We start from the raw sequence: 26,178 nt of genomic DNA on the forward strand, positions 1-26,178 counted from the left end.
TACGAACGCAAAGGGGTATGCGATTTGATGATGATCTGCGAGCCCAAACAGGGATTCCGCCAAGTGGACGTCACCGATCGGCGCACCAAAATCGACTTCGCCCACAGCATGAAACATGTGGCCGAACTCTATCCTGAAGCCTCCGTGATCCGTGTGGTGCTGGATAACCTCAATACCCATAAAGTGGCGTCCTTGTATGAGGCTTTCCCCGCCGAGCAAGCGCGAACTTTGGCACGCAAACTGGAGTTCCACTACACGCCCAAGCACGGCAGCTGGTTGAACATCGCCGAAATCGAATTGGCCGTCTTGTCGAACAGCTGCCTGTCGCAGCGGATACCGGACAAAGAGCGTCTACGCCGTGAAATTGAAAAATTTTATCCGCTCTTGCGTTTCGGGAGGGGTGCATAATGGCTTACATTCGCCCTTTAGCAAACGGAAACTTCCGCGCCGATGTCAGAATGACTGTTCAGGTTGGGCCAGAGTATGCAATGCTATCAATATCGGCCTCAGATAGTGCCAACAATTGCGCCTGATCCATGTACGGAATGGTTTTTATACTATGTTCGATTTTTTCCGCCCAGGCTTGGGCAATTGATTCGGAAGAGAAGGTTTTGTTTTTGACAATGCTTTTCATGCGAACATCGGCGCGGAAGTTTCCGTTTGCTAAAGGGCGAATGTAAGCCATTATGCACCCCTCCCGAAACGCAAGAGCGGATAAAATTTTTCAATGGCATGAGATACCAAACCGGCATCAAATTGAAATAGATTTTTTGGAGTATAGTTGTCGATTAATCGGCAATGATTGCCGGAAACGACTAATTGATTGTCAGCCCAGAATTGGACTGCTTTGGATTGGATCTTGCTGGTTCATTACGCCACCTCATTGAGCAATTATGCAGAAGTGCGCCTAAATTTGCGCCTAACTGCGTTTTACATTGCTTCAACTCGACGGGCAATCTGTTTAACTCCTTGATTAACAAGGTTCTTTGGTGGTGGGTCGTGCGCGATTCGAACGCGCGACCATCGCATTAAAAGTGCGGTGCTCTACCGGCTGAGCTAACGACCCAACAAAGATTGCCTATTATACTGATTAATCTGATTATGGCAACTTTTTTTTAGATTGATTGATATTGCGTTGGATCTTTTATTCCCGCACCCATAAATCCAGCCGCTCTCAGACGACAAGCATCACATACTCGGCATGCGCGCCCCTGCTCATCAGCAGAATAACAGGAGACCGTGTGCCGGTAATCGACGCCCAATTCAATGCCCTGCTTAATGATTTCTGCCTTGCTCAGAGCGATCAGTGGGGTATGTATCGTGAAATGCTCACCTTCTACACCAGCCTTAGTCGCAAGGTTCGCTAATTGCTGAAATGCTTTGATAAATTCAGGCCTGCAATCAGGGTAACCGGAATAATCTACGGCATTAACACCAATAAAAATGTCCGTTAGATTTAAAACTTCCGCCCAACCTAATGCAAAGGACAGGAAAATGGTGTTTCTTGCCGGCACATAGGTTACCGGTATCCCTTCCTGTGGCGTGTGAGGCACGGCAATGTGCTCATCGGTCAGCGCAGAACCGCCAATCGAACTTAAGCCAAGCTTGATGATTTTATGATCTTCAACTTGATAATCTGCGGCTATCTGCGCAGCCGCGATGAGCTCGGCATTATGCCGCTGACCGTAATCAAAGCTTAAGGCATAACATTTGAATCCCTGCTTTTTTGCAAGAGCAAGTACGGTAATTGAATCTAATCCGCCGGATAGAAGTATTATGGCTTTTTTCTGCATGTCGGTTTACTTACCTTGGGCGTCATCCCAAAGTATTTTATGTAGTTGAAGTTGAAAACGAACAGGTAACCTGTCCTTTAGAATTTTTTCGGCAAGCTCGGTTGGGTTTTGCTGACCCATCACCGGTGAAAACAATATTTCACAAAGATTAGGCAAATCATATTCTGTTAAAACGGATTTTGACCAGTCGTAGTCTTCGCCGTTACCGATAACGAACTTAACTTGGTCTTTTGGGGTTAGGTATTCGATATTTTGATACCGGTTTCTGCTTAATTCCCCCGAGCTGGGCGTTTTAAAGTCCATGACTTTAATAACGCGCTGATCGACTTCCGACACATCAAGCGCACCACTGGTTTCAAGCGAAACAATATAGCCTTTATCGAGTAGCCTAGTCATTAACTCAAGACAGCCCGGCTGCGCCAAAGGTTCGCCACCGGTTACAGTAATATACTGAGTTCCGTACTGTTCAGCTTGCGCAATGATTGCATCAATTCCTATTTTTTCACCGCCAGTGAAAGCATAGGCCGTATCGCAATAAACGCATCTTAATGGACAGCCGGTGAGTCGAATAAATACGGTGGGTAGACCTACCGTATTCGACTCACCCTGTAACGAATAAAAAATTTCAGTTATGCGTAATAAACTCACAACTATTGTTTAACATCATCAAGTAACAGTAACTTCTTCGTCGCCAAACGGGCCGCTGTCGAACCGGGAAAATCTGCAGTAACGCGCGTTAAATATTCACGCGCCTTTACTGCGTTTTTCTGCTCAACCTCGATAGAACCCAGTTTTAATAAAGCATCCGGCACTTTTGAGCTCTCCGGATAATTCTCAATCACGCCATTAAAAGCTTTACGCGCTGACTCAATATCCTGGTTAACCCTGTAGGCCTCACCTAGCCAATATTGGGCATTATTCGCATACTCACCCTTTGGATTTTTACCCAGCAATGCATTGAATTCAGTAATTGCATGCGCGGTATGGCCGTTTCTTAATGCTTCATATGCTTGTTGATATTGCTGTTTTTCATCGCCTGATGTTTGCACTGCACCCTGTTTTTGTACGGGAGCCTGCTTAACCTCTGGAACTGCGGACGAATCCGCAACCGGAGGCTCGACCACCTTAGCTTCGGATCCAGCTGAACTCTCTTGCGCTGGGGGACTTTCAGTAGCCGACGATTTAACACCTTCAGTTTTTTTCTCAAGACTCTGCATCCGCTCATCAAAATCAGAATACATTGTACTTTGAGACTTTTTCATCTCGGCAATAAGATTTGTCTGCTCTTCTACCTTGCCTGTCAGTTGTTGCACTTCAGATTGTAACTGCTCAATCCGTCCCATCATCTCATACAGGGCATTAGCCGACGAAGGCTTTGCAACACTGACCTCACCTGCTGGATACATTGAGTTATCAATAACCGGCGGCAAAGATTCCGCATGGACAGAGCTGCAGACACACAGCAACATGACAAGTCGAGCTTTCATTTATTTACCTTGATAAACTATCTCAACGCGACGATTAAGCTCCCAGGACGCTTCATCATGCCCTAATGACGCAGGCTTTTCTTCGCCGTAGCTAACGACTTGTAGCTGACCGTCAGTAACGCCTTGAACTCTCATCATACTGACTATGGATTTTGCGCGTTGCTCACCCAATGCAATATTGTACTCACGAGAGCCGCGCTCATCGCCATGACCTTCCATAACGACACGTTGATCAGGATGTGCCACCAGATATTGTGCATGAGCGGCAATAACCGGAACAAAATCATCCTGAACCTGGCTGCTGTCCAACATAAAATAGATAGTACTTTTTGACAGCGGGTTGTTCGGATCACTGAATTCAGGACCTATTCCGGCATTGGGGTACATTCCCGAAGCATTCATTTCCGACCCGGATAAGCCTGATCCATTATTTAAACCACTGGTTGAGGCATCGTTAATACCACTGGCAGTATTTTGAGTACCGTCAGTAAGACTTGCATCTTGTTCATCTTCACTACAACCCGATAAAATTACCGCGCTTATTGCCAATGCCAATACTGTTTTATTCAATTTCATTTTTAATTTCCAAAAAGTAATCTATTAATTCAAAAAATCGTGTTGTGCCCAACCGACCTAGGGTGACCATGCCGGTTCGCGGATTTCACTGCTATCAAACACCAGCTTCTGTTGCATTTTACCATCCAATGATACGGCCGATAAGTAACCTGCATTGCCTTTTCGCGAAGCATACAAAATCATACTGCCATTCGGCGCGAAACTTGGGGATTCATCCGATCGACCATCAGTAATCACATTAACCGACTTGGTTGCCATATCCATAACGGCAATACGATAATCGCTGCCGTTCCCGTGTACCATGGCTATGCTTTTGCCGTCCGGTGAAAAACTGGCTCTGGCATTATAATTTCCTGAGAATGTCAGCCTTTTTTCGTCTCCACCTTGGCTTGACATAATATACAACTGTGGCTTTCCTCCCCGATCCGAGGTAAAAACAATACTGCTGCCGTCAGGAGACCAAGTTGGCTCGGTATCAATTGCAAAACTTTTAGTCAATTTAGTTAAAGAGCGCGTCATCAGATTTAAGATAAAAATATCGGGATTGCCATCTTTAGATAACGTCAAAGCCAACTTTGCTCCATCGGGCGACCAGGAAGGCGCGCCATTGATACCGGGGAATTCGGCAACTCTCGCTCTCTCTCCGGTAGCCAAGGTCTGGATATAAATTGCGGCTGATTTTTTCTCAAATGACACGTAGGCTATTTTTCTACCATCAGGCGACCACGCTGGAGACATCAAGGGTTCCACAGATGAGGCTATTGTTTGCGCATTAAAGCCATCGGCATCTGAAACTTGCAGCTTATGGTTACTTTGCTTGCCCTGCCTGCTGCTGGTAATGTAAGCAATCCGACCGCTGAAAACACCTTTCTTACCGGTTAACTTCTCAAAGATAAGATCACTGATATGGTGAGCTGTTCTGCGCAACTCGGCTGCTGATGATGTCATCCGGTAGCCCATCAGTTGTTCGCCCTTATAGACGTCAAACAACTGAAACTGAACATTATACTGACCATGATCTTCAATCACCTGGCCGATAACCAGATAGTTCTGGCCTAAAGCCTGCCAGTCCTTAAACTGAACAGCCTCTGCAGTACTCGGTTTAGCCGGCATACTTTGCTTATCCAGCGTTTTAAAATATCCGCTACGACCCAAATCTGCATCAACGACAAAACTAACATCAACCGGGACGCCGGATGCCCCTTGCATACCAAAAGGAACTACTGAAATAGGCAATGCACTCTCAATACCTTCGGTAATTTCAATCGTCAGTTCTGCATAACTACTTGGCACATAGAAACTAACCAGACCAATCAACAAAATTTTTCTAAAAAAACTCACTTGTTCACCTCAGTAATTTAACTGAAAAAAGACCATTAAATGATTGACGTTAATACTCATCAACGACATTTTTGTGATAATAATACCTTGTTTCTGATTACCTGGAACGGTCTGGATCAAACAAAAACTTAAATGTCTTAAATTCTTTAGCAGACAGCTCCTTATCTTTAGGTACTGGAAGCGGCGATGCTTTATGAACGGCATTTTCCGCTGAGCGGTCAAAAATCGCATCACCGCTGGAAGTAACCACCACGGCATCTATCACAGTACCATCGGACATCAATCTGACCTGAATTGTACACTTTAAACCTTCTGTGGAAGAAACCGGTCTAATCCAGCTCTGGGCTACTTTTTGCCGAATGGCTGCGGCGGCTGTTTTTATCGCTAATTGATCTTGTTCTGCATCCATTCTCGCCTGCTCTGCTTCCATCCTTGCTGCCTCGGCCCTTTCTGTTTCTGCTTTTGCTCTAGCGGCTTCAGCTCGCTCTGCTTCGACCTTGGCTTGTGCAGCAGCTTCGGCTTTCGCTTTTTCTGCTGCAGCTTTTGCTTTAGCCGCTTCCGCTTGTTCTGCTGCCGCTTTCGCTTTAGCGGCTTCAGCCTGTTTTGCGGCGGCCTTGGCTTGTGCGGCGGCCTCGGCTTTCGCTTTGGCGGCTTCGGCCTGCTTTGCTTCGGCCTTGGCTTGTGCGACGGCCTCGGCTTTCGCTTTGGCGGCTTCGGCCTGCTTTGCTTCGGCCTTGGCTTGCTCGGCGGCCTCGGCTTTCGCTTTGGCGGCTTCGGCCTGTTTTGCTTCAGCCTTGGCTTGCTCGGCGGCCTCGGCTTTCGCTTTGGCGGCTTCGGCCTGTTTTGCTTCGGCCTTGGCTTGTGCGACGGCCTCGGCTTTCGCTTTGGCGGCTTCGGCCTGTTTTGCTTCGGCCTTGGCTTGCTCGGCTGTCTCGGCTTTCGCTTTGACGGCTTCGGCCTGCTTTGCTTCGGCCTTGGCTTGCTCGATAGCTTCGGCTTTCGCTTTGGCGGCTTCAGCCTGCTTTGCTTCAGCCTTGGCTTGCTCGGCAGCTTCGGCTTTCGCTTTGGCGGCTTCGGCCTTGGCTTTTTCTGCTTTCGCCTGCTGAGTTGCCCGCTCGGCTTCCTGATTAGTTTCCGTTTCCGGTTTTATTTTCTCTTCAACAGGATTTTCAGTCGCCTTTACAGGCTCTGCGGTTACCTCGGCGGGGTTCTTAACCTGACTTTCATCGACAATTTCAGCATGAATAATTTCCGGCGCGGATTCCGATTCCGTTTTATCTGGTTTTAATAAAGCACTTAAGGCAAACAGGCCTAGAATCGTAAGATGCAAAGCCAGAGCCAGAATGATTGGCCATGAAAATTTCTTTTTATTACTATCCATTGAAATCTATTATTCGCCCGACTTGGTCATTAAGCCTACTCTGGACACCCCGGCATTTTTTAATCCCGCCATCAACGTAACCACGACACCATAATCAATGCCCTTATAAGCCCCGATCAGAACTTGGGTTTTCGGTTTCTGGCTTAATACCGCCATCACCCGGCCTTCGATTTCTTCCGGCTGTACCAGCTCAGGCTCTTTATCATCAATGGTAATAAAATATTGGCTCTGTTCGTTAATCGACACAACAACCGGCAAATTATCACCTTCCGATTCCACGGTTGCGGATTCGGCTTGCGGAAGCTCGACTTGCACCCCTGTCTGTAACATTGGCGTGGTGATCATGAAAATAATCAACAGCACTAAAGTCACGTCAATGTAAGGAACTACATTGATCTCTGCCATGGGCTTTCGGCGCCCGTTTTTTCTACCCATTTGTGGCGCGCTCATTTTTGGTGTGCCTGCCTTTGCAACAATACGACGAACTCTTCAACAAATAACTCATATCGACCGGTCAATCTGTCCAGCCGAGTGGAAAAGCGGTTATACGAAATAACGGCGGGAATCGCGGCAAACAGGCCAATGGCTGTTGCAATCAATGCTTCGGCAATACCCGGTGCGACTTGCGCCAAAGTCGCCTGTTTGACATTACCCAACGACATAAAGGAATTCATGATGCCCCATACCGTACCGAATAAACCGATGTAGGGACTGATCGAACCGACCGTGGCAAGAAATGCTAAATGCTCATCGAGCCGTTCCAATTCACGCGATAATTCAATTCGCATAACGCGTTGCGCACTTTCCACCTGCACACCGGGTTCTACATTGCCGGCTTGCCGCATCCGGGAGAACTCTTTGTATCCGGCAAGAAATATTTTTTCTATGCCTTCCGGCTCAAAATCTTTTGCTGCCAACTTTCTATAAAGCTCCGCCAATACCACACCAGACCAAAACTGTTCTTCAAATTCGTCAGTGATTTCAACTGCCCGATTGAGTTCTTTGCGCTTGGTAAAAATAAATGTCCACGATGACACCGATGCCGATAATAATATCAACATGACGAATTGAACAACAAAGCTGGCTTCTTTAACTAAATGGAAAATCGATAAATCAGTATTCATTTCTTGTGTGCTCTAAAATTGCTCTAAATAAGGTTTCTGGAATAGCTTTAGGACGCATGGTTTGTGCATCCAAACAGGCAATTCGAACACTGCCCTTGCATAAAACATCATCACCTCGGGTAATGACTTGTTCAAAAGTAAGACTGGCTTTTTTAGCGAGACTCACCTTCGCACTAACTTGTAATTGTTCATTGAACCGGGCCGGACTCAAATAATCGATCTGCACGGAACGCACAACAAAAATAATACTTTCATTAGCGATCAGTTCGTCCTGCTCATAACCCATTGCCCTGAGCATTTCGGTTCTGGCCCGCTCGAAAAACTTCAGATAATTGGCATAAAACACCACCCCACCTGCATCGGTATCTTCGTAATAAACGCGTACCGGCCAGACAAAATCTCTCATATACTGTTTAGCATATCTTGCGTCTGATTATTCAAACAAATCTTCAGACACTCCCAATTGCTTTGGAGGCTGCAAGCCAAAATGCAAATAAGCATTCTGGGTGACCACACGGCCACGGGGGGTACGCATAATAAACCCCTGTTGCAGCAAATACGGCTCCACTACGTCTTCAATAGTGCCCCGCTCTTCACTGATAGCAGCGGCCAGCGTATCCAACCCTACCGGCCCTCCGGCAAAGCTTTCAATCATGGTTAACAGCAGTTTGCGGTCTAATGAATCAAAACCGTTATTATCGACTTTCAACATTTCCAATGCCTGAAAGGACAGTTCTTCAGTAATCGTGCCATTGCCTTTTACTTCCGCAAAATCCCGCACCCTACGTAACAATCTATTGGCAATTCGGGGGGTGCCGCGAGAACGACGGGCTATTTCATAAGCGCCGCGCTGCTCCATCGCGATACCCAACACATTAGCTGAACGCGCCACGATACTCGCCAGCTCATCAACTGTGTAAAACTCCAATCGCTGAACAATGCCAAAGCGATCTCGCAACGGCGAGGTCAGCAATCCGGCACGGGTAGTCGCGCCAACCAAGGTGAAGGGCGGCAAATCCAGCTTGATGGAGCGCGCGGCGGGACCTTCGCCAATCATGAGATCAAGCTGATAATCTTCCATAGCCGGATACAAAATCTCTTCAACCGCCGGACTCAAGCGATGAATTTCATCGATAAACAACACATCATGGGGTTCAAGATTGGTCAACAATGCCGCAAGATCACCGGCTTTATCAAGCACAGGGCCCGATGTTTGGCGAATTTTAACACACATTTCGGCCGCTATGATATTAGCCAGCGTGGTTTTGCCCAAACCGGGAGGGCCGAAAATCAACACATGATCCAACGCTTCTTGCCGCGCCGTTGCCGCCTGAATAAAAATCTCCATTTGCTCGCGCAATTCTTTTTGGCCGATATAATCGGCCAAGCGTTTGGGTCGAATAGCCCGATCCTGACGCTCTTCATCCGAGTGACTATGAGCGGTAACCATGCGATCGCTTTCAATCATCTTATCGTACCCTGTAGCGCAAGCCTGATAATGTCTTCACAACTTTTACCTTCAGCGCTGATATTTTGCACCATCTTACCGGCATCCAGCGGCTTATAGCCGAGTGAACACAAAGCACTGATAGCTTCCTGTTTGGGATTATTGAGTGGGCGGACTTTATCGACGCCAGTCACTGATAAGTCGGCTGAATCGGATGAATTAGCCAGATCCGGCAACCTGTCGCGCATTTCGATAACCAGGCGTTCGGCCGTCTTTTTACCTACTCCCGGCAAGCGCACCAATGCTTGCGTATCATTATTATGTATGCAGCGATGAAATTCTTCAGCGCTCTGGCCCGATAAAATCGTCAAAGCCAGCTTAGGTCCGACACCATTGACCTTGATCAGGGTTCTAAACATCGAGCGATCCGCTTCAGTAGAAAACCCGAATAAAATATGTGCATCTTCCCGAACCACCAGATGAGTATGCAATACTACCTCTGCACCGATGGCAGGCAGATTATAAAAAGTCGTCATCGGCGCCTCAACTTCATAGCCGATACCGTTCACATCAAGCATTAAAAATGGCGGCGATTTATGCGCCAGTTTGCCGCGCAGAAAACCGATCACCGCAACAAGCCCTGCTGTAAACGCTGTGCAGTTTGCTGATAATGGGCATGACAAATACTGATACCCAACGCATCGCTGGCATCGATTTGTAACTCGCCTTGAATATTTAACAGAATTTTCACCATGTGCTGAACCTGAGTTTTTTCGGCGCTGCCTTTTCCCACTACGGCCTGTTTGACTTGCCTGGCAGCATATTCAAACACCGGCAAACCGGTGGTCTGGAACGCACAAATTGCCGCGCCTCTAGCCTGACCCAGTTTAAGCGCGGAGTCGGCATTTTTATGCATAAACACCTGTTCTATGGCCATTTGTTCAGGTTGATAGCGTTCGACAACGTCCAGAATACCGTCAAATATTTGTTTGAGCCGGTCGGGAAAATAATCGGCTTTAATATGAATACTACCGCTGGCTATGTATTTATAACCGCGCGACGAGTCTTCTATAATGCCGTAACCGGTTATTCTCGATCCCGGATCTATCCCTAAAATTCGCATCAGCTACGGTAAACTATCAATCCAGGCCTTCCATAATTTCGTCGCTGATATCCGCGTTGGAATAGACATTCTGCACGTCATCCAGATCTTCCAACCGGTCTATCAAGCGCATCATTTTTTCGGCGCCCTCGGCATCCAGTTCGGTCATCGTTGCCGCCTGCATCGTGACTTCGGCATTATCCGGCTCAAAGCCTGCGGCAACCAAGGCGTCTTTGACTTCCAGATAACTTTCCGGCGTGGTCATCACATCAACCGAGCCGTCGTCATTGACGATGACATCTTCCGCCCCGGCTTCCAAAGCGGCCTCCATCAGCGCATCTTCATCAACGGAAGGCGCATAACTGAGAATACCGATCTTACTGAACATGTAGGCAACAGAACCGTCCGTACCCAAGTTGCCGCCCGCCTTGGAAAAAGCATGGCGGACTTCACCGACAGTACGGTTACGGTTATCGGTTAAACAATCAACCATAACCGCTGTACCGCCGGGGCCGTAGCCTTCATAGCGAACGACTTCGTAATTAACGCCTTCCAGCGCGCCGGACGCTTTTTTGATCGCGGTATCGATAGTATCGCGGCGCATATTCGCACCCAAAGCTTTATCTACCGCAGTGCGTAAGGCCGGGTTGCTCGCCGCATCCGGCCCGCTGGTTTTTACCGCCACCGTAATTTCCCGCAACATTTTAGTGAAAATTTTTCCACGTTTGGCATCCTGCCCAGCTTTGCGATGCTTGATATTAGCCCATTTACTATGCCCAGCCATTGTCTCTCTCTTAAAAATAGTTAAATGTGAATTCGCAATTACTCAGCAACCGGAAAAAGGATTTTATAGGCACAAGACGAAAGGCAAAGGGCGAAGATTTTTTGCCTTTCGTCCTTGCCTTTTTATCCGCTAAATAACTACCAAGCTTATAAAATATGCGCCAATATAGAAACCAAGCTCGGTTCGGCGCTGTAAAAATCGGCTTGCTCACGGACAACCGGTCGGTCGACCACGCCGCCAAAGCCAATCACAAAGGCTCCGGCCTGTTTGGCTTCCATGTCGGTTTTGCCGTCGCCTATCATGACCAGCGAACCTTGCGACTTAAGCAACCGCCTGCAAATCTCGGCTTTCCCGCCCGATCTGGCCAACGGCGATTCCTGATCATAATCGCGATAACTGCCATCCTCATTGAAATAAATATCGACGGCGTGAACCTGGGCCTCAGGCAAACCTAAATACCTTGCCAGCGGCAAAATAGCCTGACGGATTCCGCCGCTAATAATATGCAGTTCCTTGTCCGGAGCTGTTAAAGCTTCAAACACGTCTTTAACGCCATCGACTATCTGTTCGATATACAAATCGGCCAGCCAGTTGATGCTGTCCCGATCCGGCCTGATCAACGATAAACGTCTCTCATAAACCGCTTCCAGCAACACCTCGCCATTCATCGCCGCATCGGTCAGTCTGGACATTTCCTCGCCCAAACCGACACGTCCGGCGAGTTCGTCTATGCCTTCTATTTTGCTTAACGTGCTGTCACAATCGAAGCAGATGACATCAAAACTCATAAGTTGATCTGGATAGCCTTATACACGGCGGGGATATGACAGAGTTGCTGCAACAAATCGTCGGTTAAAGGTTCGGAAACGCTGATAACCGCCATCGCCCGCTGCAGCACATCAGCTGTACCTACCTGCATTCTGGTGATATTGATGTCCGCATTACCCAGCACACTGCTGATTGCCGATATAACGCCCGGCTTGTCGTCATGCTGTGTCACTAATAATGTTCCTACCGGCACCACTTCAATATCAAACTGGTCGATGCAAACCAAACGCGGATGACATCCGCCCAACAAGGTTCCCGCCAGCGTAATTGTATGATCCGCACAATGCCCGGTAACCCGGATCAGCGATAAATAATCCTGGGTTTCTTCGGTTTTCGATTCGACCAGAGCAATACCCTGACGTTTGGCAATATTTTCGGCATTAACCCGGTTTACCGGTGTAGAAAATTGCCCGCTTAACACACCGATCAGGGTAGCGACTGAAACCGGCCGCACCTCAACTTCCGCAGCCCGACCCATTAACGCCACTTCTATTTTTTCTATCGGCTTGGTCGCCAGGCCAACTAACACTTTGCCCAAGATATTGGCCAGCGTCATAAATTCATGGGATTTTTTCAACTCTTCCGCAGACACTCGGGGCAGATTCAAGGCGTTAACAGCTTCCCCGGTCTTTAAAAACGTGACCGCCTGCCGGGCAATTTCAACGCTCACCGCCACTTGCGCTTCACTGGTTGATGCGCCCAAATGCGGGGTAAAAACGATATTATCCAGCTCCAGCAGCGGCGAATCGGCAGGTGGTTCATTTTCGTAAACATCAAGTGCCGCACCAGCTATTCGGCCGTTTTTCAAGGCATCATACAGTGCCGTCTCGTCAATCAAACCGCCTCTGGCGCAATTGATAATCATCGTCTCTTTTTTCATCATCGCCAGCTGAGCGCTGCCGATAACATTGCGGGTTTTTTCAATCAATGGGCAATGCAAGGTCAAATAATCCGCCCTGCTTACCAGCTCGTCCAGACTGACCGATTCAACACCCAGATCTTCAAATATTTCAGGAGCAACAAATGGATCATAGGCAATCACCTGCATTTTTAAGCCAAAACCGCGCTGTGCGACGATCCGCCCGATGGTACCGAAACCGAGTACAGCCAGTGTTTTATGAGCGATTTCCGAACCCATCAACTTGGAGCGTTCCCATTTTCCGGCGCGAACCGAGCGGTCTGCGGTCGGCAAATGCCGACTCAGCGACATCATGTGCGCAATGGCCAATTCGGCAGTCGTGGTCGCATTGGCATCCGGCGTATTCATGACAATGATCCCCAGCTCCGTTGCTGCGGGTATATCGACATTATCGACACCGATACCGGCGCGACCTATCAGCTTAAGGTTCTTTGCCGCCTGCAAAACCTTTTTTGTTACCTGTGTGTCGCTACGAATCAACAACGCATCGTAATCACCGATGAGATTGCAAAGCTGATCCTCATTAAGCCCCGTTTCAATATGTATTTGTATGCCGGGCTGATCATTTAAATAATTGATACCCGCTTCTGCTAATTTGTCGGAAATAAGGATTTTTTTCAAAGGAATGTACCGGAAAAGGCTATGCGTTAAAAACATGTAGTTTAACAGGTTTACTCGCAGGGCACTTGTACCCTGCGGTTATAAATGGCTTTTTACAATCTCCCAGATAATTCTATGGCTTAGTTTCCATGAAAATAACCATCTGGAGAGGCTTGGCGCGCCGGTTTTGCGGGTACAGATGTCGACAAGTCCGTCGGCATGGAAGATGACATGTCCTCCAGTGGCGGTAAGCGTTCATAGATCGCTATAGGTTCTCCACTCTGCTCCTTAAGTACTTTGTTTAAAACTTGCTGGTCGAAATCAGGCACTTCCTGCGCCGCATCAACTCCCGCATACTCACGATCCCTGCCGATATTATTGGCTTTTTGGATTAATCCTAGCGCCACGGCAAAGCGCTGATCCAATGTTGTTTCTTCACCTTCCAGATCAGGATGCGCTTCCACATAAAGAACATTGTTCAGCCAACCAACCTTGATAGGCTGTTTAACAATATAAACCGGCGTTCCGACTGAAACCATGTCATATAACGCCTCAACATCTTCAGGATACATGCGAACGCAGCCATGCGTTATCTGCATGCCTATGCCATGAATTTTATCAATATCGGTACCGTGTATCCGGTATTCTCCAGGCAAAGCCAGATGCAGTGCGCGTGTGCCCAGAGGATTATGCGGCCCCGGCGGAACAACAAGAGGCAGAGGGTCGCCATTCGCCGCATGTTCGCGTCTTATTGACTCGGGCGGATGCCATGCAGGATTCATGATTTTTCGCGCGACTTTGGTTTTACCCAACGGCGTCTTCCAATCCTGCCTGCCAACACCGTGCGCATAAGACATAACCTGCTGAGGCGCCTGACCCTTTTTAGTCGGCGGGTAATAATACATGCGGTATTCGGAGATATTTAGAGTAATTCCATTACGAGGCGAATCCGGCAAAATACGTCTATTGGATAAGCGAACAATCTCGCCTTTTTTAACCAGCCAGCGATCCACGTCCGGATTCAACCTGACTATTTCTGTTTGCCCCAGAAGAAAGCGGCGCGCCACATCCAATAAGGTTTCGTTCTGGTCTGCGCGAGTTAAAGCCATACCATCAGGATATTGAGTGATTACGCTATCACTGCTGTTTTCAGGCATTGCATAGGTCGTAGCGTTTGCATGGCCGCCAATGACGGACAGTAAGAGTGTAAAAGCAAGTAGTGCGCGAATGTTCATTGCGATAAGTTTCTCAGAAAACACAATATAAAAAAATAATAACTCTCTTCAGCAACCAACGTTGTTTGCCAGTTGTAGCTGCGGATTTATCCCCATCTACAGGCAATCCCCAGGTAATTACTCAAGATCTGCCTACCTAAAAAAACCGCTTATATTATCATGCAAGGCCGACACACGCATAATTTTGCTGATTTCATGGACTTGTTTTGGGGATTATCGCTATTGCCCCTATAATCCAGCCAATACAACACTTTACCTACACCATCTACTTTCAACTAAATAACAAGAGCTCCAGATGTCCATTCAAATTTTTCGCAGCAAACACGTTACTTCCGATGATGACGCAGGCAGCGGCCTCAAGCGTTGCCTGTCTAAATGGGATCTGGCCTTTCTCGGCATAGGCGCAATTATCGGCACCGGTATCTTCGTGCTGACCGGAGTCGCCGCCGCCACTCAATCCGGACCTGCCGTGATGCTGTCATTTGTCATCGCCGGATTCGCCTGCGCTTTCGCCGCCTTGTCTTATGCCGAATTATCCGCCTCGGTCGGCGGCTGCGGCAGCGCCTATGGCTACAGCTATGTGGCTTTCGGCGAGATATTCGCCTTTATTATCGGCTGGGACTTGCTGCTGGAATACAGTCTTGCCGTAGCGACCGTCGCCAACGGCTGGTCAGGCTATTTCAATAACGCACTGACCGCCATCGGCATACCGTTGCCGGAAATGCTGACCAAATCCCCCAAACTCGGTGGCCTGATTAACCTGCCCGCATCCGCCATTATTCTGATACTGATGATGCTGTTGATCATGGGCGTAAAACACAGCGCCAAAGTCAACAACGCGATGGTGTTTGTCAAGCTGTTGACCATCACTGTCTTCATTGCCGTTGCCGCATTCAACGTCCACCCGGAAAACTGGCATCCGTTCATGCCATTCGGCTGGTTTCAAACCCTGCCTGACGGCAAAACCACCGGCGTTCTGGCCGGCGCATCACTGGTATTTTTCGCCTACGTCGGCTTCGATGCCGTATCCACCGCCGCCGAGGAAGCCAGTAATCCGCAACGCGACCTGCCTTTTGGTATCGTCACCTCGCTGGGTTTTTGCACTGTCATCTACATCCTGGTATCCGGCCTGCTGACCGGTGTCGTCAACTACACCGAGCTGAACGTATCCTCGCCTGTCGCTCACGCCCTGAATCTGCTCGGTTACAACTGGGCGTCGGCGCTGATCTCAACCGGCGTTATTGCAGGTCTTACCACCGTCATGCTGGTGCTGTATTACGGACTGACCCGGATCATCTTCGCGATGTCCCGCGACGGCCTGCTCTCACCCTTCTTTAGCGAAGTGAACCCAAAAACCCAAACCCCGGTGCGCGTCATCGTACTGTGCGGCATCATCATGGCGATAGCCGCGGGCTTCATACCGCTCGGCGATCTGGCTGAACTGGTCAACATCGGCACTCTGGCCGCGTTTGTGCTTGTGTGCTTAGGCGTATTGGTGCTGCGCATCACCAAACCGGACATGAAACGCCCGTTCCGTTCACCGTTCAGTCCGTTATTTCCCGTGCTGGGCATGTTGTCCTGCACCGCATTGATGGCATTTTTGCCCTCGCTAACATGGCTGCGCTTCGTGATCTGGCTGGTTATTGGCTTGATTGTGTATTTTTCTTACTCTGTGCAGCATAGTAAGTTGGCGACGACGGATTAAGCTGACTTGGCTTGATAGGGTACGCTGTGAGTGACGCTCATTCACTGGTAGGCGTAGCGCACCCTATCCACAACCTCTAAGCCGTGGACGGAAAATAATAGATTGTATTACCGTATTCGGCCATAAAAGACGATAAAGAACTTCAAGTTAATGGCAGATAAAAGCCAAAAAACTGCCATTTCCTTGACGATGCAGCAACGCAAAGGCAAGTAACCAGGAAAAAGTAGTTGTCGGAAACGGCAACTGCTTACTGAATGTCTCAGTGAGACTATTACAAGCAAATATTTAACACCCTCAACGATAAACCTGGGCTTCGCGGCGCAAATCATCAAGCTGCCGTTCGCGGTAGTAAAGATCATCGCGAAGATGATGGTATCGGTGGTCCAAGTCCCGCAGATCGGAACGAATCCGCCCGCGGTCCTTATCGCTTAATTTTTTGTCGTGCAAACTGCTTTCTTTGCTGGAGATTTCCCGATCAAGCCCGTCCAGTTCAGCGCGGTGTTCGTAGATGGTAAAGGCAGCTGAATGATAGCGCCCAAATAAGCCATCTATGGAGGGCGGACAGACATGCTGGTACTGATGCCCATTTAATCCTACGCTGAAGGCATTATCAATTCGGCAGTAATCGCGCAATCCTTGTTCGCGACCGGCAAAATACGCCTCATTGTTTATTGCAATGCCATATTCATAACAGGCTTTTACGTGATCTGACAGTCGGCTACCGGTTTCACCGGCGAGTCCATCACGAACACCCAGTCCAAACCAATCGCCACGACGACAGTCTTCCTGGCTCAAAGTTGCGCAACCTGATAGAAAAATTACACAAAGAAATCCTGTTAAACGATGCAATTGACCTCTCCCTTCCTCAGTTTTCATGGTTTAGCTCGACGACGGGTTGCTCAGCTTGCAAAACAGCTTTTAGTTTTTTCCAGTCGTCGGCACTGGTTTTTCTAGCTAAAGAAAATAAATTCATTAAATAAAAATAGTAAAGTAGTAATTTCCAGCTGGAAAGTGTAGACGATTTTTTATGGTAAAGCTGGCAAATTTTCCACGCTAATACCGAGTCAATGAACAGGGCGGCTTAATTGCCACAATCGCTAACCAGGGTTGCTCATGGTCAGGTTTGCCTATTGGCCGGTAGTAATAATCGATCACTTGAAATCCTGCCGCCTCCATAAACGTCTTGCTGGAATCAATTTGCATATAATGCCCATATCGTTGTCCTGACCAGCCCTCGCCATTGCCACGAGGATTAGATAAAAATAAAACACCGCCTGGCCTTAATGCAGTATTTAAGTGATTAAGCACTCGTGGCAGTTCCTGACTGGGAACATGAAACAGGGAGGCATTGGCGAAGATGCCGTCGAAACCGTGCTTGGGCAATTTCAGGCTAAGAAACTTCTGGTGAAGAATCTGACAACCGGTATAACTGCGAGCCATACTGCAGAATATTTCACTGCCATCCAGGCCCACCGGCCTGTGGCCCAATGCTTGAAAATACTTAACATCTCTTCCCGGCCCACATCCAAAATCTAAAATATCCAGGTTTTTGTCTTTTGGAAACGGTGCTAAAAATGCCTCATAATTCTGAACCACATCGTGGTCTTTCGTTCCATTCCAAAACGCTTCTGCATTCTGGTTATAGTGGCTCAGAGTAAGCGTTTCGATTTGATCTAATTCTTCTTCCAGCATAATAATCCGCACTTCGCCGCCACGCTTAATCATGCTTAAGATCGGGGGCTTTTCTTTCTCAAGCATACCACGGCCCCGCGCTTTTGAGTCGATGACGGCAAGTACCCGTTCCTGGATCTTGTCAGATTTACCCTTGTGTCCAGCAACCCCATAAACTTCATCACATTCGCCCCCCTTTCATTCGCGCTTTGGGTCGGCGTTTGAAGATGCCTTCGCGAAACAACTCCGCCATGGCCTGAGCATCGCGTTCATTCGAGCCTAATTCTTCGGCAATCTGCCGGTTCGATATGTTCAGGCTTATCAGGCACAGAGAGGCAAACCAGATCGATAACGGCTGATGGCGCCCCATGAATAGTTTTCCCGTCAGTCATCAAACCGCTTACCACATTTTTTGCAGGTAGCGGCAACATGATTGCGCCGGTGATTCTTGCCGCGCTTATTAATTTTATCGGACGTACAGTGTGGGCAACATATACTGTAGGGCGAGCGTTTCTACCTGAGTTCGTCGTAACATTTGTTTTCGTTTATAAGCTTGTTGAGACTGCTCTTAATGGACATAAAATTTGAATTTTAGAGCTTATCCGTAAATAACCGATAAATCCCTTAATGTGGCGCGCCAGTCAGTTGGAATAGGATGAACAGGAAGGGCTTATGCTTTGCTGCCATTGACCAATATGGCTTAAGCAAGTTTCTTCTTCAGCCTCCAAAAAACAACAGCGGAAGCCAACCCCATCCCGCAAGCCGAACCCATCAGTATCAAACCCAGAAACAAGGTTTGCCTGAACGTATAGTCCACTAATTCCTTGCCGCCGGCCTGGGTTTGACGGAGCACCGCGTCCAATCGGGCTGAGAGTCCGTCAAGCTTACCGGGAGCCAGAGTCTGGTCGAAAGCTTGCAGCAATTTCGCCAAGTCTTGCGCGGCGGCGTTGATCTGCGCTGCGGCGGCAGTGTAATCGTTGATGCGGAAAGGCTCGGCGTTGGGGTCCGATGGACTGGCTTGGAGTTGCCGCAGCACATCTTGAAAAGACGTTAAGGTGACGGTGGACGCATTGGACATCTGCGTGCCTGCGTCCAGCGCTTTCTCGGTCTGTGCGGCCAAGCTGGTGAGTCCCGGCTGTTGGGCTTCCAGGGCTTGGACGATCTGTTGGCGCTCGGCGCTGATGAATTCCGGCAGGTGCTCCGCTGTCTGGCTGAACCGATCTGCCGATTCGGACAGTTGCGTGATGTTGGCCAGCAGCTTTTCCATCTGAGGCATTTCCGCCGCATTTATGGTCAACAACTCGGTTTCCCAGCGGATCAGGGTCGGCATGTGCCGGGCAAGGAACAAGCCGCGTTCCGCGAACAGCCGGGTGTTGGCCAGTTCGCGCGTGGCCGGGTCGAGTCCCGCTAAGGGGTCGATGGCGAGCAGATTGAAAACACTGCTGGTTATCCCAGGCCCGGAACTGCGGCTAATCTGTGCGACTTCGGACGCAAAGTCAAACGATCCGAGATCACTGGGTGAACGCACAGTTGGGTGTTGCTCGTGCCAGGTTTTGATGGCGGCGCGCAGTTCCGAAATCTGTTCTTTTTTTAGCGTTGTCGCGGCGATCTGCCAAATCTCTTTCTCTACATGTTGAGAGGCAAGCAGATAAGGTTTAGCCGATTCGCCGTAGTACTTGGGTATCCAATAATCCTCGACATTCATCCGGTTCAAGCTGGCGAGGATGGCCATATCGAGGAGATTGGCATAAGTGTTGGCCCCGGTGGCGACGGCCAATATATCGTTGGTCATGGTGATGCGGCGCCTCAGCAGGGTGCGCATTCGGGTGCCCTTTTCATCTTCTCGCTGCAACCTGCCGATGGCGCGATTGAGCGTTTCGATAGAATTGTCAGCAAAGCGGAGCAATTGGGATTGCAGTTCGACGGGATCGGGCACGCCGTTTTCCTGGTTGAGCGAAAATAGGGAGCGGATACCCTTTTCAGGCATCTCCAGGGTACTTTTGAGTAAATTGCAACCGCTCGCACCACAGGCCAAGGCGAGTAGCAGAATGACTTTGGGCGCCCGTCTTTGGGCACCCTGACAGGATGGTTGATGCACTGCTCGCATGAAGGTATCGGCTCCTTAGGACATTTCTGATTTACGACAGCGCTGTTGGATTGCCAAACAACCGGCAATCCGACAATTCCGGGCATTCGTTGGCTTATTACTCAATTCCCCTGGATCGTAACAACCGGCGGTTGGACCTTCTCCCCTTTCTCCGCCAGCGTCATGATGATCATCAGGAACGAAAAGACGCCCTTTGACCTGAAGTCGCGGTCGTCGATCCAATACCAGTAGTCGCGATATTTGACCGCAGCGAAGGCATTATCAGGCAGCAAATTATCCGCATGAACCCTGATCAAAGGCGGCAGCGACCGGGCTCCTTCCGATTCCTGAAACGTCGGGTAAGTGCGCAGTTCCGCAATGTGCTCGGGCGGCACTTCGACAGTGGAACCCAATAGATTCAAGATTTGTAACCCGGACCGGGTCTGCACAGCAACTACGTCATCTTTTTCAGGCACCGAGCCGTAGACAACCTTGAACTCCTGCACATCGGTCCGCAGGCCCAACAGTTTCCTGACCAGTTTCCTATCGGCCTCGACCTCTGGAGGAAGATCCTTCCGACTGATTACCATGACCGTACCCTCCTGCTTCGTCTCCGGGGACACTTCCACCCTCAACCCGAGCGCACCCGAAGCCTGGAGACGCTGGAAAGCTGCCAACAGCGCGGCGAAATCGGGGTCCATCGCACTGCCTCGTGCTCCGCCTTTGTGGTTCGATATCCCGTTGATGCTTTGCACCCCGACCTGAAGGAGCATGTCTACAGGCCAGCCTTGCTCGATGAGCCTGAACAGGGCCGGAGGCGGGATAGGCGTCATCAACACCTGAATAAAATGGGCGCCCGTTAGCGGCGTGTAGGTGATCGTCGGGCGATCGGTGTAAGTTGCCGCGGACCCCAGGTTCACTATATCGCCTACTGCGCTTGCGCTATTGAGCGTTCCCGACACTGTCACGGCCCCCTGTAACTGGTAGCCGCTGATAATTTGTCCCACTTCCAGGAACACCGGCGTATCGGCGTAGCGCATCTTGACGATATTGAGCAAGGTTTGCTGTTTCCAGGAACTCGCGATCGCGTTGATGTAATCGAAGCGGTCGCGATCCACGCTCGAGGGACCAAAGCTCGCACATCCCGGCAGACTGAGCGCGATGCTCGCCAACAGGGACAGACGGCCTAGTGCAGTCCAAGCAAGGGTTGCCTCCCGATATTTCAGACGTTTTAAAAGACTGTCAAACCAAGCCATGTTAGTGCTCTCCAACTTCCGAGTTGCTGATCCTGTTCTTTGTTATCTTTAATAGAGCATCATTCATTGCCCGCCCTGTCCTCAACGCTCGAGATAAACTTCCAATCGCCCCTCTATTGCCGTATTTACCTGTGAATACTTCAATCTCTTTTCCCGGATCATAATAAAATCCCTACCAAGCGTTTAATCAGATCTTCCAGTGAAATCAGCGTCAATGTCAGCGGCAGCAACGGCGCCAGGACTGCAATGGCAGTTTGCAGCACAGCGGTTTTACTGAACGGAAACGGTCGCATCGTCTGCACTACCTCAAAGCTGCCCGCCATGTCGTTCAAGGATTGAATATCGCCGCTGCCGACCAGTGGTTCATCCAGCGGGACTCCGCCGCGCAGCCATTTATCGTCAAATTCACGCACGTAGCGGTTCGCCAGTGCGCCGTACTCAAGCAACCCCTGCCGTCTCGCTTGCGCCAGACGGGGGGCGAACACGCACAAAGGTCCGAGCACGAGCAGCAAGAAAAAAACCACGGCGGCTACGATCTCCGGTTTAAAGTCCATTAGTGTTTTGCCCTCATAGAAAATATGGTTGGCTATCATGCCTGCCAGCAAAACACCTTGAGACAGCAGTAACGGCATAAATGCAGCCGCACTTCCCCCGAGAAAACCGAGTCCCGCAGCGCGGTCGGGATGCGTCGGCACGAGATGCAGGTCCAGTCGGGAAACCTGCCACAGAAACCGCGCCCAGATGAAAATGCGAAAAACCCACCGATAAGCAAGGAATTGATAAATCGGAATGCTGACAAAGGCGTACCAATACCCTGCCAGTGAATATTGCCGATGCCCATCCACAATGGCCGCATACCAGGTGTCCGATTCCAGCGCCATCCGACTTGACCAGAGGTAATGCGTAGCCGTCAATACCAGGACAATCAGCAATACCTCGATCGCCACCGAATTGCGCAAACGCATCGCAGAGCCGATAAGAGCTTCGAATTCCGGGAGGGATCGGGCGGCAACGATTCCGCGCTCGATAAATTGCCGGACGGTCAGTCTGATCCGCTGATGGACCACGAGTTCCGCGACCAACAACAATGGCAAGGCCAGCAGAAAGCGGACATGCACATCCACGTCATAAATAAAAGGGACTTTAATAGCGCCGCCCAGCGCCTCGCCGGACAATGCCGCAAGCAGCAGCAACGGCAACCAGGTTAACAGGGAAAAGAAAATCAATCGGCGCTTGACCAAACCCAGCGTATCGGTGGTCAGCCCCGCACGGATAAAAAGCTGAAACAGCGGACCACCCAATACCAGGGAGAAGTCATCGGACTTATTTTTGTCAGCTGAATAGTTCATAGGATTTTTAATGTCAAAAAGTCGGGATAATTCCGAGAACAGTGACCTGCAGGGATATCTGACAATCCGGGCCGATCTGTTGCAACTTGGTGTCGATATAAGAATTCAATAAAGCTCGCATTTTTTCCATGTCCGTAAAGTTGTAATTGATCAATCATGACCTGATGCCTGTTTCGCATTGAATCAAACGCAGGGTGATTACAAGCAACATAAAGGCGAAGAAAAAACGATCGTTGGCGGCAACATGAGCAGAAACTCCTGCCTTAATTTTTCAAATAGTTTCATTCGAGATTATCCTTGCGGGCTAAGTGGCAGGTGTAAATGGAGTTACGACATATACCCACAGTATTTGCCCCATTCCGTGCAAATTTCTGTTCATTATCCTTGTATCTTCGTGAATACTTAATAAGTATGAATCCCTATTACTTATGAAACCGAGCGTCGAGTCGATGACATCTTCATCAGTCCTAGTCCATGCCTTTCCGGAGCAACGAGCCGGTTCTGGTGCATTGAAATCATAGCGTGTCTCTCATCCATTATTTGTACGAACAAAGATCATTTTCGAAAACCAAGAGAGTCATGTGGAGGGTTCGATTATCTTGCTCCTTACTTCTAATCTCCCGCCATAAGTCGTCACCGAAATCTATGAAAACGTCAGAAGCGGAACAAAGAATAGCCGGACCATGATCTGCGCTCTGTTAAATCCGGCGAGCGGTTTTTGAGCCGATGCATAGCCGATAGGGCGTATCAACTCGATAACAGCGGCAATTTTGGAGATTAGCATCAGTAAAAGCAAAATACCGGATGGAGTTTCAGCCCCGCCCGGCTTAAAGCTCTCGCAGCCCTATCATTGCACGCTGTAACCCCGCCCCATCAAGCATGAACTATAAGCCTGATCAACTGCTTGAGACGAAGTAGCGCCCTGTTGAGAGTCCTCTCGACGTTGCTGCCTTTGTTTGGCAGCGCCGACAGCGGCACCGGCCTTTGCGGAGGATTTGGCTTCGTTTTGACGGTACTCTTGCTTAACGTCTTCGTTCACATTGCCGTAGGCACCGTATTGTCGCCCTTTCGCCTCGGCCTTGGCCGCGCCTGCCATCGCGCCCACTGCCGCGCCACGCGCCCGTCCACCGGTTGGCGGTGTGGCGGGCTGGGTTTGCGAACCGGCAGACTGTTGTGCGATTGACGTGCAATCAGCCTGATCCCTTTGGATCTGATCCGGAGTTTGCCCCTGCATGGGCGTTATCGTAAGCGCCGAAACACCTGATGAAAATGTGGCCGCCAATATCAGGAGGCCCGAGCCTATTGTGAACGATAAATATCTGTTTTTCATAGTTATTCTCCTATTTTTCAAGTTATTAATTATGGTTTAAGTTTATTTCCCTCCTCAACAGCGCCGGCCACGATGGTAGCCCTCATCGCGGCCTTTGGAATCGATATTGCAACTGCCGGCGCCGTTACCTCGCTAATATCCTGCCGGTGCAGGTACCGGCGTATAAACGACGCCTGTATTACCGTATGCCTCGGTATACCAGGTAGATCCGCACTGATAATAATTCACGCCACTGACATTAACGGTGTTGGGGCTGCATGGCAGATTCGCAGAACCCGAGGGCGGCGTGGCATAAACGACTGTCGTGGATGGAACCGTGGTTGTCGTCGACGACTCGCCCGCCATATACCCTCCCATGGCGCCCAGCGCAGCGGCTCCGATTGCTACGGCAGCGACTTCGCCATCGTCCCAGTTGTCATTATCATAGTGATCATCATAGTAACCATACCCTCTTCCTTGGTATTGCTGCGCGGTTTGTTGCCTCGTTTGCGTCCTGTCCGTGGATCCTTGCTGGCGCGTGCCAGTCCGTGCAGTGCGCCCTTCTTGGCGCTCCTCGACGTTTTGACTTGAGTATTGCTGCCGTTGGGCTTGATTCGCCGCCGAAGTCGACTGACGGCTCTGCAGAGTCGCCGCCCGATCTGCAGAAGCCGACTGTGCAGTTTGCGCCCGGCTCGAGGAATAGGTCTGAGCGGTCTGCGACCGGCTGGAAGCTCTGGATGCGGAGGCCGCCGAGCTTCCGGCGCTCAGCGAACCGGCTCGTCCCGCACTGGACGAAAAACTGCCGCTTGCGGCGGTGCCACTACGTGAAAATCCGCCTCTCCCGCCACCTCCTCCGCCCCCACGACCACGGGCGACGGCATCATCCATGGATACTATGAGTAAAACAATTGTGGCCGTAATAGCCGTAACCACAAAATAAGGTTTGGTATTCATTTCTGTCCTCCGGATTGTTCTGTTTTTGCGGGTCCCTCAAGCCCGATTTGCGGCAACTGCGCGAGGAAGGCAATCTTGCGTGCCCCTTCGGGCGGAGTGAACGTGAACTGGTTATGCTGAATTTCGGGCGCGAGGTTCCAATCGAAAAACTGCGCCCTGAACGACGGCTGGCCCTCTGCGTTCTTGTAGGTTAACACCATCCGGAGCGGTAACGGCTGGGCGTCTGCCGGAATCCAGACCTGATAATCAACCGTTTCGGTACGTCCCGCCAGGTGATGAACCGGTGTCCCGTGAATAACATCTTTCTCCACATAGTCGAGCGTCTGCGTCCGGCGTTCGAGTTCGGTCGGTAACCGACTGAGTAAAAGCGCGGCGAGCGGCAGCCGCATGTGCAGGTCCTTGAGGAAATAGGTGACCGCCTCGTCGATGCCGCCGGGTTTGGATACCTGTGCATAGACGTTCTGTGTCGGGCTAAACGTCGTGATCTCCTTGCCGTCGTACAGGACAAGATGCTTTTCGCCGTCGCTATGCGCCACTTCGACGCGCAGCCCATTGGGCCGACTGACGATGATCCTCCTGCTTTCGCCGAATTCGATCTTCTGGCCCGATTCCTGGAGCACTTCATAGCTGCTTGAAAGGTTCACGCTGAACCGCGGGCTCTTGGCCAGAAACCCGGCCATGCTCATGAGTATTTTTTTTGCGTCGCGCTCCGTTTCGGCCACAGGCATCGTCGCCGAGCTAACGGCGGCTGGCGGCTGTGGCCGAGTTGCCGCTGGTTCCTGCGCGCAGCTCACCATGATCAACAATGCTATTGCACACAAAACAGAGTGTTTTAAGCTCCAATTACATTTTTTCATGGTTGTCGCTCCTCTTGATAAATATCAAAATGCAATTTTTAATCTACCGCCATTCGTAACTCGCGGATATTGGACTTTAGGCCAAGTTAGCTTGATCGGACGGGGCAAAAATTTCAGGTCAAACTCATCAGACGCTTCGAAAAAACAGGACATTAACCAACTTGAACTCAGTATCCTCGCCCCCTCGCATAGACAAGCGGACTCGGGCAGGTTCAATTCGGACAGGCTTTACGCTTTTGGGGTTTGTGGAAATTTATGTTGAAACATTGCATAGGTTGACGTTGGCTCTTGAAGAGCCCGTGGCAGCGCGACGAGCAAGAAAGCGAATTGGGATTTTGCATTTCTCAGGTTTTTTATGGGTTCGTAACGGCATT

At 49.8% G+C, this 26,178-nt stretch carries 27 protein-coding genes, 1 tRNA gene and 1 pseudogene; 2 read left to right on the forward strand and 27 right to left on the reverse strand.

The genetic code is table 11. The features are described 5' to 3' along the window. Positions 1-369, forward strand: a pseudogene (locus Q8L79_RS00005) (transposase); the annotation flags it as partial. 97 nt (positions 370-466) lie between these two features. Here the strand turns inward: Q8L79_RS00005 and Q8L79_RS00010 are convergent. The 18 genes from Q8L79_RS00010 to Q8L79_RS00095 all read right to left on the reverse strand — a co-directional run bounded on the left by Q8L79_RS00010 (position 467) and on the right by Q8L79_RS00095 (position 14,617). Next, positions 467-685, reverse strand: a complete 219-nt coding sequence (locus Q8L79_RS00010) for a hypothetical protein (RefSeq protein ID WP_305266922.1) — start codon at positions 683-685, stop codon at positions 467-469. Positions 686-990: 305 nt separating this feature from the next. After that, positions 991-1,066 (reverse strand) — tRNA-Lys (locus Q8L79_RS00015). Positions 1,067-1,115: 49 nt separating this feature from the next. Next, positions 1,116-1,793, reverse strand: coding sequence for a 7-cyano-7-deazaguanine synthase QueC (gene queC / locus Q8L79_RS00020; RefSeq protein ID WP_305266924.1), 678 nt, complete (start codon positions 1,791-1,793; stop codon positions 1,116-1,118). Between the two features lie 6 nt (positions 1,794-1,799). Then, the gene (gene queE / locus Q8L79_RS00025; RefSeq protein ID WP_305266926.1) at positions 1,800-2,441 is read right to left on the reverse strand and encodes a 7-carboxy-7-deazaguanine synthase QueE; all 642 of its coding nucleotides are present in this window, start codon (positions 2,439-2,441) and stop codon (positions 1,800-1,802) included. Between the two features lie 2 nt (positions 2,442-2,443). After that, the gene (gene ybgF / locus Q8L79_RS00030; RefSeq protein ID WP_305266928.1) at positions 2,444-3,280 is read right to left on the reverse strand and encodes a tol-pal system protein YbgF; all 837 of its coding nucleotides are present in this window, start codon (positions 3,278-3,280) and stop codon (positions 2,444-2,446) included. Next, complete coding sequence (pal, locus tag Q8L79_RS00035) at positions 3,281-3,856, reverse strand: peptidoglycan-associated lipoprotein Pal (protein WP_305266930.1); 576 nt, start codon at positions 3,854-3,856, stop codon at positions 3,281-3,283. It lies immediately after the preceding gene. A gap of 57 nt (positions 3,857-3,913) precedes the next feature. Next, positions 3,914-5,197, reverse strand: a complete 1,284-nt coding sequence (gene tolB, locus Q8L79_RS00040; RefSeq protein ID WP_305266932.1) for a Tol-Pal system beta propeller repeat protein TolB — start codon at positions 5,195-5,197, stop codon at positions 3,914-3,916. A gap of 97 nt (positions 5,198-5,294) precedes the next feature. Further along, a complete protein-coding gene (gene tolA / locus Q8L79_RS00045; protein ID WP_305266934.1) occupies positions 5,295-6,578 on the reverse strand; it encodes a cell envelope integrity protein TolA in 1,284 nt (427 codons plus the stop codon). Positions 6,579-6,587: 9 nt separating this feature from the next. Continuing rightward, on the reverse strand, positions 6,588-7,013 hold the full coding sequence (gene tolR / locus Q8L79_RS00050) for a protein TolR (protein WP_305266978.1): 426 nt from the start codon (positions 7,011-7,013) through the stop codon (positions 6,588-6,590). An 11-nt stretch (positions 7,014-7,024) separates the two neighbouring features. After that, positions 7,025-7,702: a protein TolQ gene (gene tolQ, locus Q8L79_RS00055; RefSeq protein WP_305266936.1), complete on the reverse strand. Its 678-nt coding sequence runs from the start codon at positions 7,700-7,702 to the stop codon at positions 7,025-7,027. Further along, positions 7,692-8,108 (reverse strand): tol-pal system-associated acyl-CoA thioesterase, encoded by a 417-nt coding sequence (gene ybgC, locus Q8L79_RS00060; protein WP_305266937.1) that lies wholly within the window; start codon positions 8,106-8,108, stop codon positions 7,692-7,694. The genes tolQ and ybgC overlap by 11 nt, the downstream gene beginning before the upstream one ends. A gap of 27 nt (positions 8,109-8,135) precedes the next feature. Then, on the reverse strand, positions 8,136-9,170 hold the full coding sequence (gene ruvB, locus Q8L79_RS00065; protein ID WP_370869840.1) for a Holliday junction branch migration DNA helicase RuvB: 1,035 nt from the start codon (positions 9,168-9,170) through the stop codon (positions 8,136-8,138). Further along, a complete protein-coding gene (gene ruvA, locus Q8L79_RS00070) occupies positions 9,167-9,778 on the reverse strand; it encodes a Holliday junction branch migration protein RuvA (protein WP_305266939.1) in 612 nt (203 codons plus the stop codon). Before ruvA ends, ruvB begins: the two co-directional genes overlap by 4 nt. Further along, entirely contained in the window at positions 9,775-10,275 is a 501-nt protein-coding gene (gene ruvC, locus Q8L79_RS00075; protein ID WP_305266981.1) for a crossover junction endodeoxyribonuclease RuvC, read from the reverse strand. The genes ruvA and ruvC overlap by 4 nt, the downstream gene beginning before the upstream one ends. A 13-nt stretch (positions 10,276-10,288) precedes the next feature. Next, a complete protein-coding gene (locus Q8L79_RS00080) occupies positions 10,289-11,035 on the reverse strand; it encodes a YebC/PmpR family DNA-binding transcriptional regulator (RefSeq protein ID WP_305266941.1) in 747 nt (248 codons plus the stop codon). 146 nt (positions 11,036-11,181) lie between these two features. Then, a complete protein-coding gene (locus tag Q8L79_RS00085; RefSeq protein ID WP_305266942.1) occupies positions 11,182-11,823 on the reverse strand; it encodes an HAD-IB family phosphatase in 642 nt (213 codons plus the stop codon). Next, positions 11,820-13,403, reverse strand: a complete 1,584-nt coding sequence (gene serA / locus Q8L79_RS00090; RefSeq protein WP_305266944.1) for a phosphoglycerate dehydrogenase — start codon at positions 13,401-13,403, stop codon at positions 11,820-11,822. The genes Q8L79_RS00085 and serA overlap by 4 nt, the downstream gene beginning before the upstream one ends. A gap of 119 nt (positions 13,404-13,522) precedes the next feature. Next, positions 13,523-14,617: a L,D-transpeptidase family protein gene (locus tag Q8L79_RS00095; RefSeq protein ID WP_305266946.1), complete on the reverse strand. Its 1,095-nt coding sequence runs from the start codon at positions 14,615-14,617 to the stop codon at positions 13,523-13,525. A gap of 295 nt (positions 14,618-14,912) precedes the next feature. On the opposite strand from Q8L79_RS00095, the gene Q8L79_RS00100 reads away from it, so the two are divergent. After that, positions 14,913-16,322, forward strand: coding sequence for an amino acid permease (locus tag Q8L79_RS00100; RefSeq protein WP_305266948.1), 1,410 nt, complete (start codon positions 14,913-14,915; stop codon positions 16,320-16,322). Between the two features lie 294 nt (positions 16,323-16,616). On the opposite strand, the gene Q8L79_RS00105 is transcribed toward Q8L79_RS00100, so the two are convergent. From Q8L79_RS00105 to Q8L79_RS00145, 9 genes are all read right to left on the reverse strand, one after another. Beyond that, complete coding sequence (locus Q8L79_RS00105; RefSeq protein ID WP_305266949.1) at positions 16,617-17,117, reverse strand: DUF2799 domain-containing protein; 501 nt, start codon at positions 17,115-17,117, stop codon at positions 16,617-16,619. Positions 17,118-17,375: 258 nt separating this feature from the next. Then, the gene (locus Q8L79_RS00110) at positions 17,376-18,014 is read right to left on the reverse strand and encodes a class I SAM-dependent methyltransferase (protein ID WP_305266950.1); all 639 of its coding nucleotides are present in this window, start codon (positions 18,012-18,014) and stop codon (positions 17,376-17,378) included. Between the two features lie 160 nt (positions 18,015-18,174). Then, the gene (locus Q8L79_RS00115) at positions 18,175-18,363 is read right to left on the reverse strand and encodes a hypothetical protein (protein ID WP_305266951.1); all 189 of its coding nucleotides are present in this window, start codon (positions 18,361-18,363) and stop codon (positions 18,175-18,177) included. 330 nt (positions 18,364-18,693) lie between these two features. Beyond that, positions 18,694-19,785, reverse strand: a complete 1,092-nt coding sequence (locus Q8L79_RS00120) for a hypothetical protein (RefSeq protein ID WP_305266952.1) — start codon at positions 19,783-19,785, stop codon at positions 18,694-18,696. Between the two features lie 416 nt (positions 19,786-20,201). Beyond that, the gene (locus tag Q8L79_RS00125; protein WP_305266953.1) at positions 20,202-21,335 is read right to left on the reverse strand and encodes a hypothetical protein; all 1,134 of its coding nucleotides are present in this window, start codon (positions 21,333-21,335) and stop codon (positions 20,202-20,204) included. A 158-nt stretch (positions 21,336-21,493) separates the two neighbouring features. Beyond that, on the reverse strand, positions 21,494-22,684 hold the full coding sequence (locus Q8L79_RS00130; RefSeq protein ID WP_305266954.1) for a hypothetical protein: 1,191 nt from the start codon (positions 22,682-22,684) through the stop codon (positions 21,494-21,496). Positions 22,685-23,531: 847 nt separating this feature from the next. Next, entirely contained in the window at positions 23,532-24,014 is a 483-nt protein-coding gene (locus tag Q8L79_RS00135; protein WP_305266955.1) for a hypothetical protein, read from the reverse strand. 132 nt (positions 24,015-24,146) lie between these two features. Then, a complete protein-coding gene (locus Q8L79_RS00140) occupies positions 24,147-24,947 on the reverse strand; it encodes a hypothetical protein (protein ID WP_305266956.1) in 801 nt (266 codons plus the stop codon). Further along, complete coding sequence (locus Q8L79_RS00145; protein WP_305266957.1) at positions 24,944-25,804, reverse strand: DUF2092 domain-containing protein; 861 nt, start codon at positions 25,802-25,804, stop codon at positions 24,944-24,946. The genes Q8L79_RS00140 and Q8L79_RS00145 overlap by 4 nt, the downstream gene beginning before the upstream one ends. Positions 25,805-26,178: the final 374 nt, after the last annotated feature.

The organism is Methylobacter sp., assembly GCF_030680395.1.
Taxonomy (GTDB): Bacteria; Pseudomonadota; Gammaproteobacteria; order Methylococcales; family Methylomonadaceae; genus Methylobacter_A.

What these genes read in the sequence shown, in the direction of transcription:
- Q8L79_RS00135 (WP_305266955.1), bottom strand. Translation starts at nt 24,014, where the DNA reads ATGAAAAACAGATATTTATCGTTCACAATAGGCTCGGGCCTCCTGATA.
- Q8L79_RS00110 (WP_305266950.1), bottom strand. Translation starts at nt 18,014, where the DNA reads ATGCTGGAAGAAGAATTAGATCAAATCGAAACGCTTACTCTGAGCCAC.
- tolA (WP_305266934.1), bottom strand. Translation starts at nt 6,578, where the DNA reads ATGGATAGTAATAAAAAGAAATTTTCATGGCCAATCATTCTGGCTCTG.
- Q8L79_RS00085 (WP_305266942.1), bottom strand. Translation starts at nt 11,823, where the DNA reads ATGAGTTTTGATGTCATCTGCTTCGATTGTGACAGCACGTTAAGCAAA.
- ybgC (WP_305266937.1), bottom strand. Translation starts at nt 8,108, where the DNA reads ATGAGAGATTTTGTCTGGCCGGTACGCGTTTATTACGAAGATACCGAT.
- Q8L79_RS00080 (WP_305266941.1), bottom strand. Translation starts at nt 11,035, where the DNA reads ATGGCTGGGCATAGTAAATGGGCTAATATCAAGCATCGCAAAGCTGGG.
- ybgF (WP_305266928.1), bottom strand. Translation starts at nt 3,280, where the DNA reads ATGAAAGCTCGACTTGTCATGTTGCTGTGTGTCTGCAGCTCTGTCCAT.
- Q8L79_RS00125 (WP_305266953.1), bottom strand. Translation starts at nt 21,335, where the DNA reads ATGGCTTGGTTTGACAGTCTTTTAAAACGTCTGAAATATCGGGAGGCA.
- Q8L79_RS00140 (WP_305266956.1), bottom strand. Translation starts at nt 24,947, where the DNA reads ATGAATACCAAACCTTATTTTGTGGTTACGGCTATTACGGCCACAATT.
- Q8L79_RS00145 (WP_305266957.1), bottom strand. Translation starts at nt 25,804, where the DNA reads ATGAAAAAATGTAATTGGAGCTTAAAACACTCTGTTTTGTGTGCAATA.
- Q8L79_RS00095 (WP_305266946.1), bottom strand. Translation starts at nt 14,617, where the DNA reads ATGAACATTCGCGCACTACTTGCTTTTACACTCTTACTGTCCGTCATT.
- pal (WP_305266930.1), bottom strand. Translation starts at nt 3,856, where the DNA reads ATGAAATTGAATAAAACAGTATTGGCATTGGCAATAAGCGCGGTAATT.
- Q8L79_RS00100 (WP_305266948.1), top strand. Translation starts at nt 14,913, where the DNA reads ATGTCCATTCAAATTTTTCGCAGCAAACACGTTACTTCCGATGATGAC.
- tolR (WP_305266978.1), bottom strand. Translation starts at nt 7,013, where the DNA reads ATGGGTAGAAAAAACGGGCGCCGAAAGCCCATGGCAGAGATCAATGTA.
- Q8L79_RS00120 (WP_305266952.1), bottom strand. Translation starts at nt 19,785, where the DNA reads ATGACCAACGATATATTGGCCGTCGCCACCGGGGCCAACACTTATGCC.
- Q8L79_RS00010 (WP_305266922.1), bottom strand. Translation starts at nt 685, where the DNA reads ATGGCTTACATTCGCCCTTTAGCAAACGGAAACTTCCGCGCCGATGTT.
- Q8L79_RS00115 (WP_305266951.1), bottom strand. Translation starts at nt 18,363, where the DNA reads ATGGGGCGCCATCAGCCGTTATCGATCTGGTTTGCCTCTCTGTGCCTG.
- Q8L79_RS00130 (WP_305266954.1), bottom strand. Translation starts at nt 22,684, where the DNA reads ATGAACTATTCAGCTGACAAAAATAAGTCCGATGACTTCTCCCTGGTA.
- queC (WP_305266924.1), bottom strand. Translation starts at nt 1,793, where the DNA reads ATGCAGAAAAAAGCCATAATACTTCTATCCGGCGGATTAGATTCAATT.
- tolQ (WP_305266936.1), bottom strand. Translation starts at nt 7,702, where the DNA reads ATGAATACTGATTTATCGATTTTCCATTTAGTTAAAGAAGCCAGCTTT.
- ruvB (WP_370869840.1), bottom strand. Translation starts at nt 9,170, where the DNA reads ATGATTGAAAGCGATCGCATGGTTACCGCTCATAGTCACTCGGATGAA.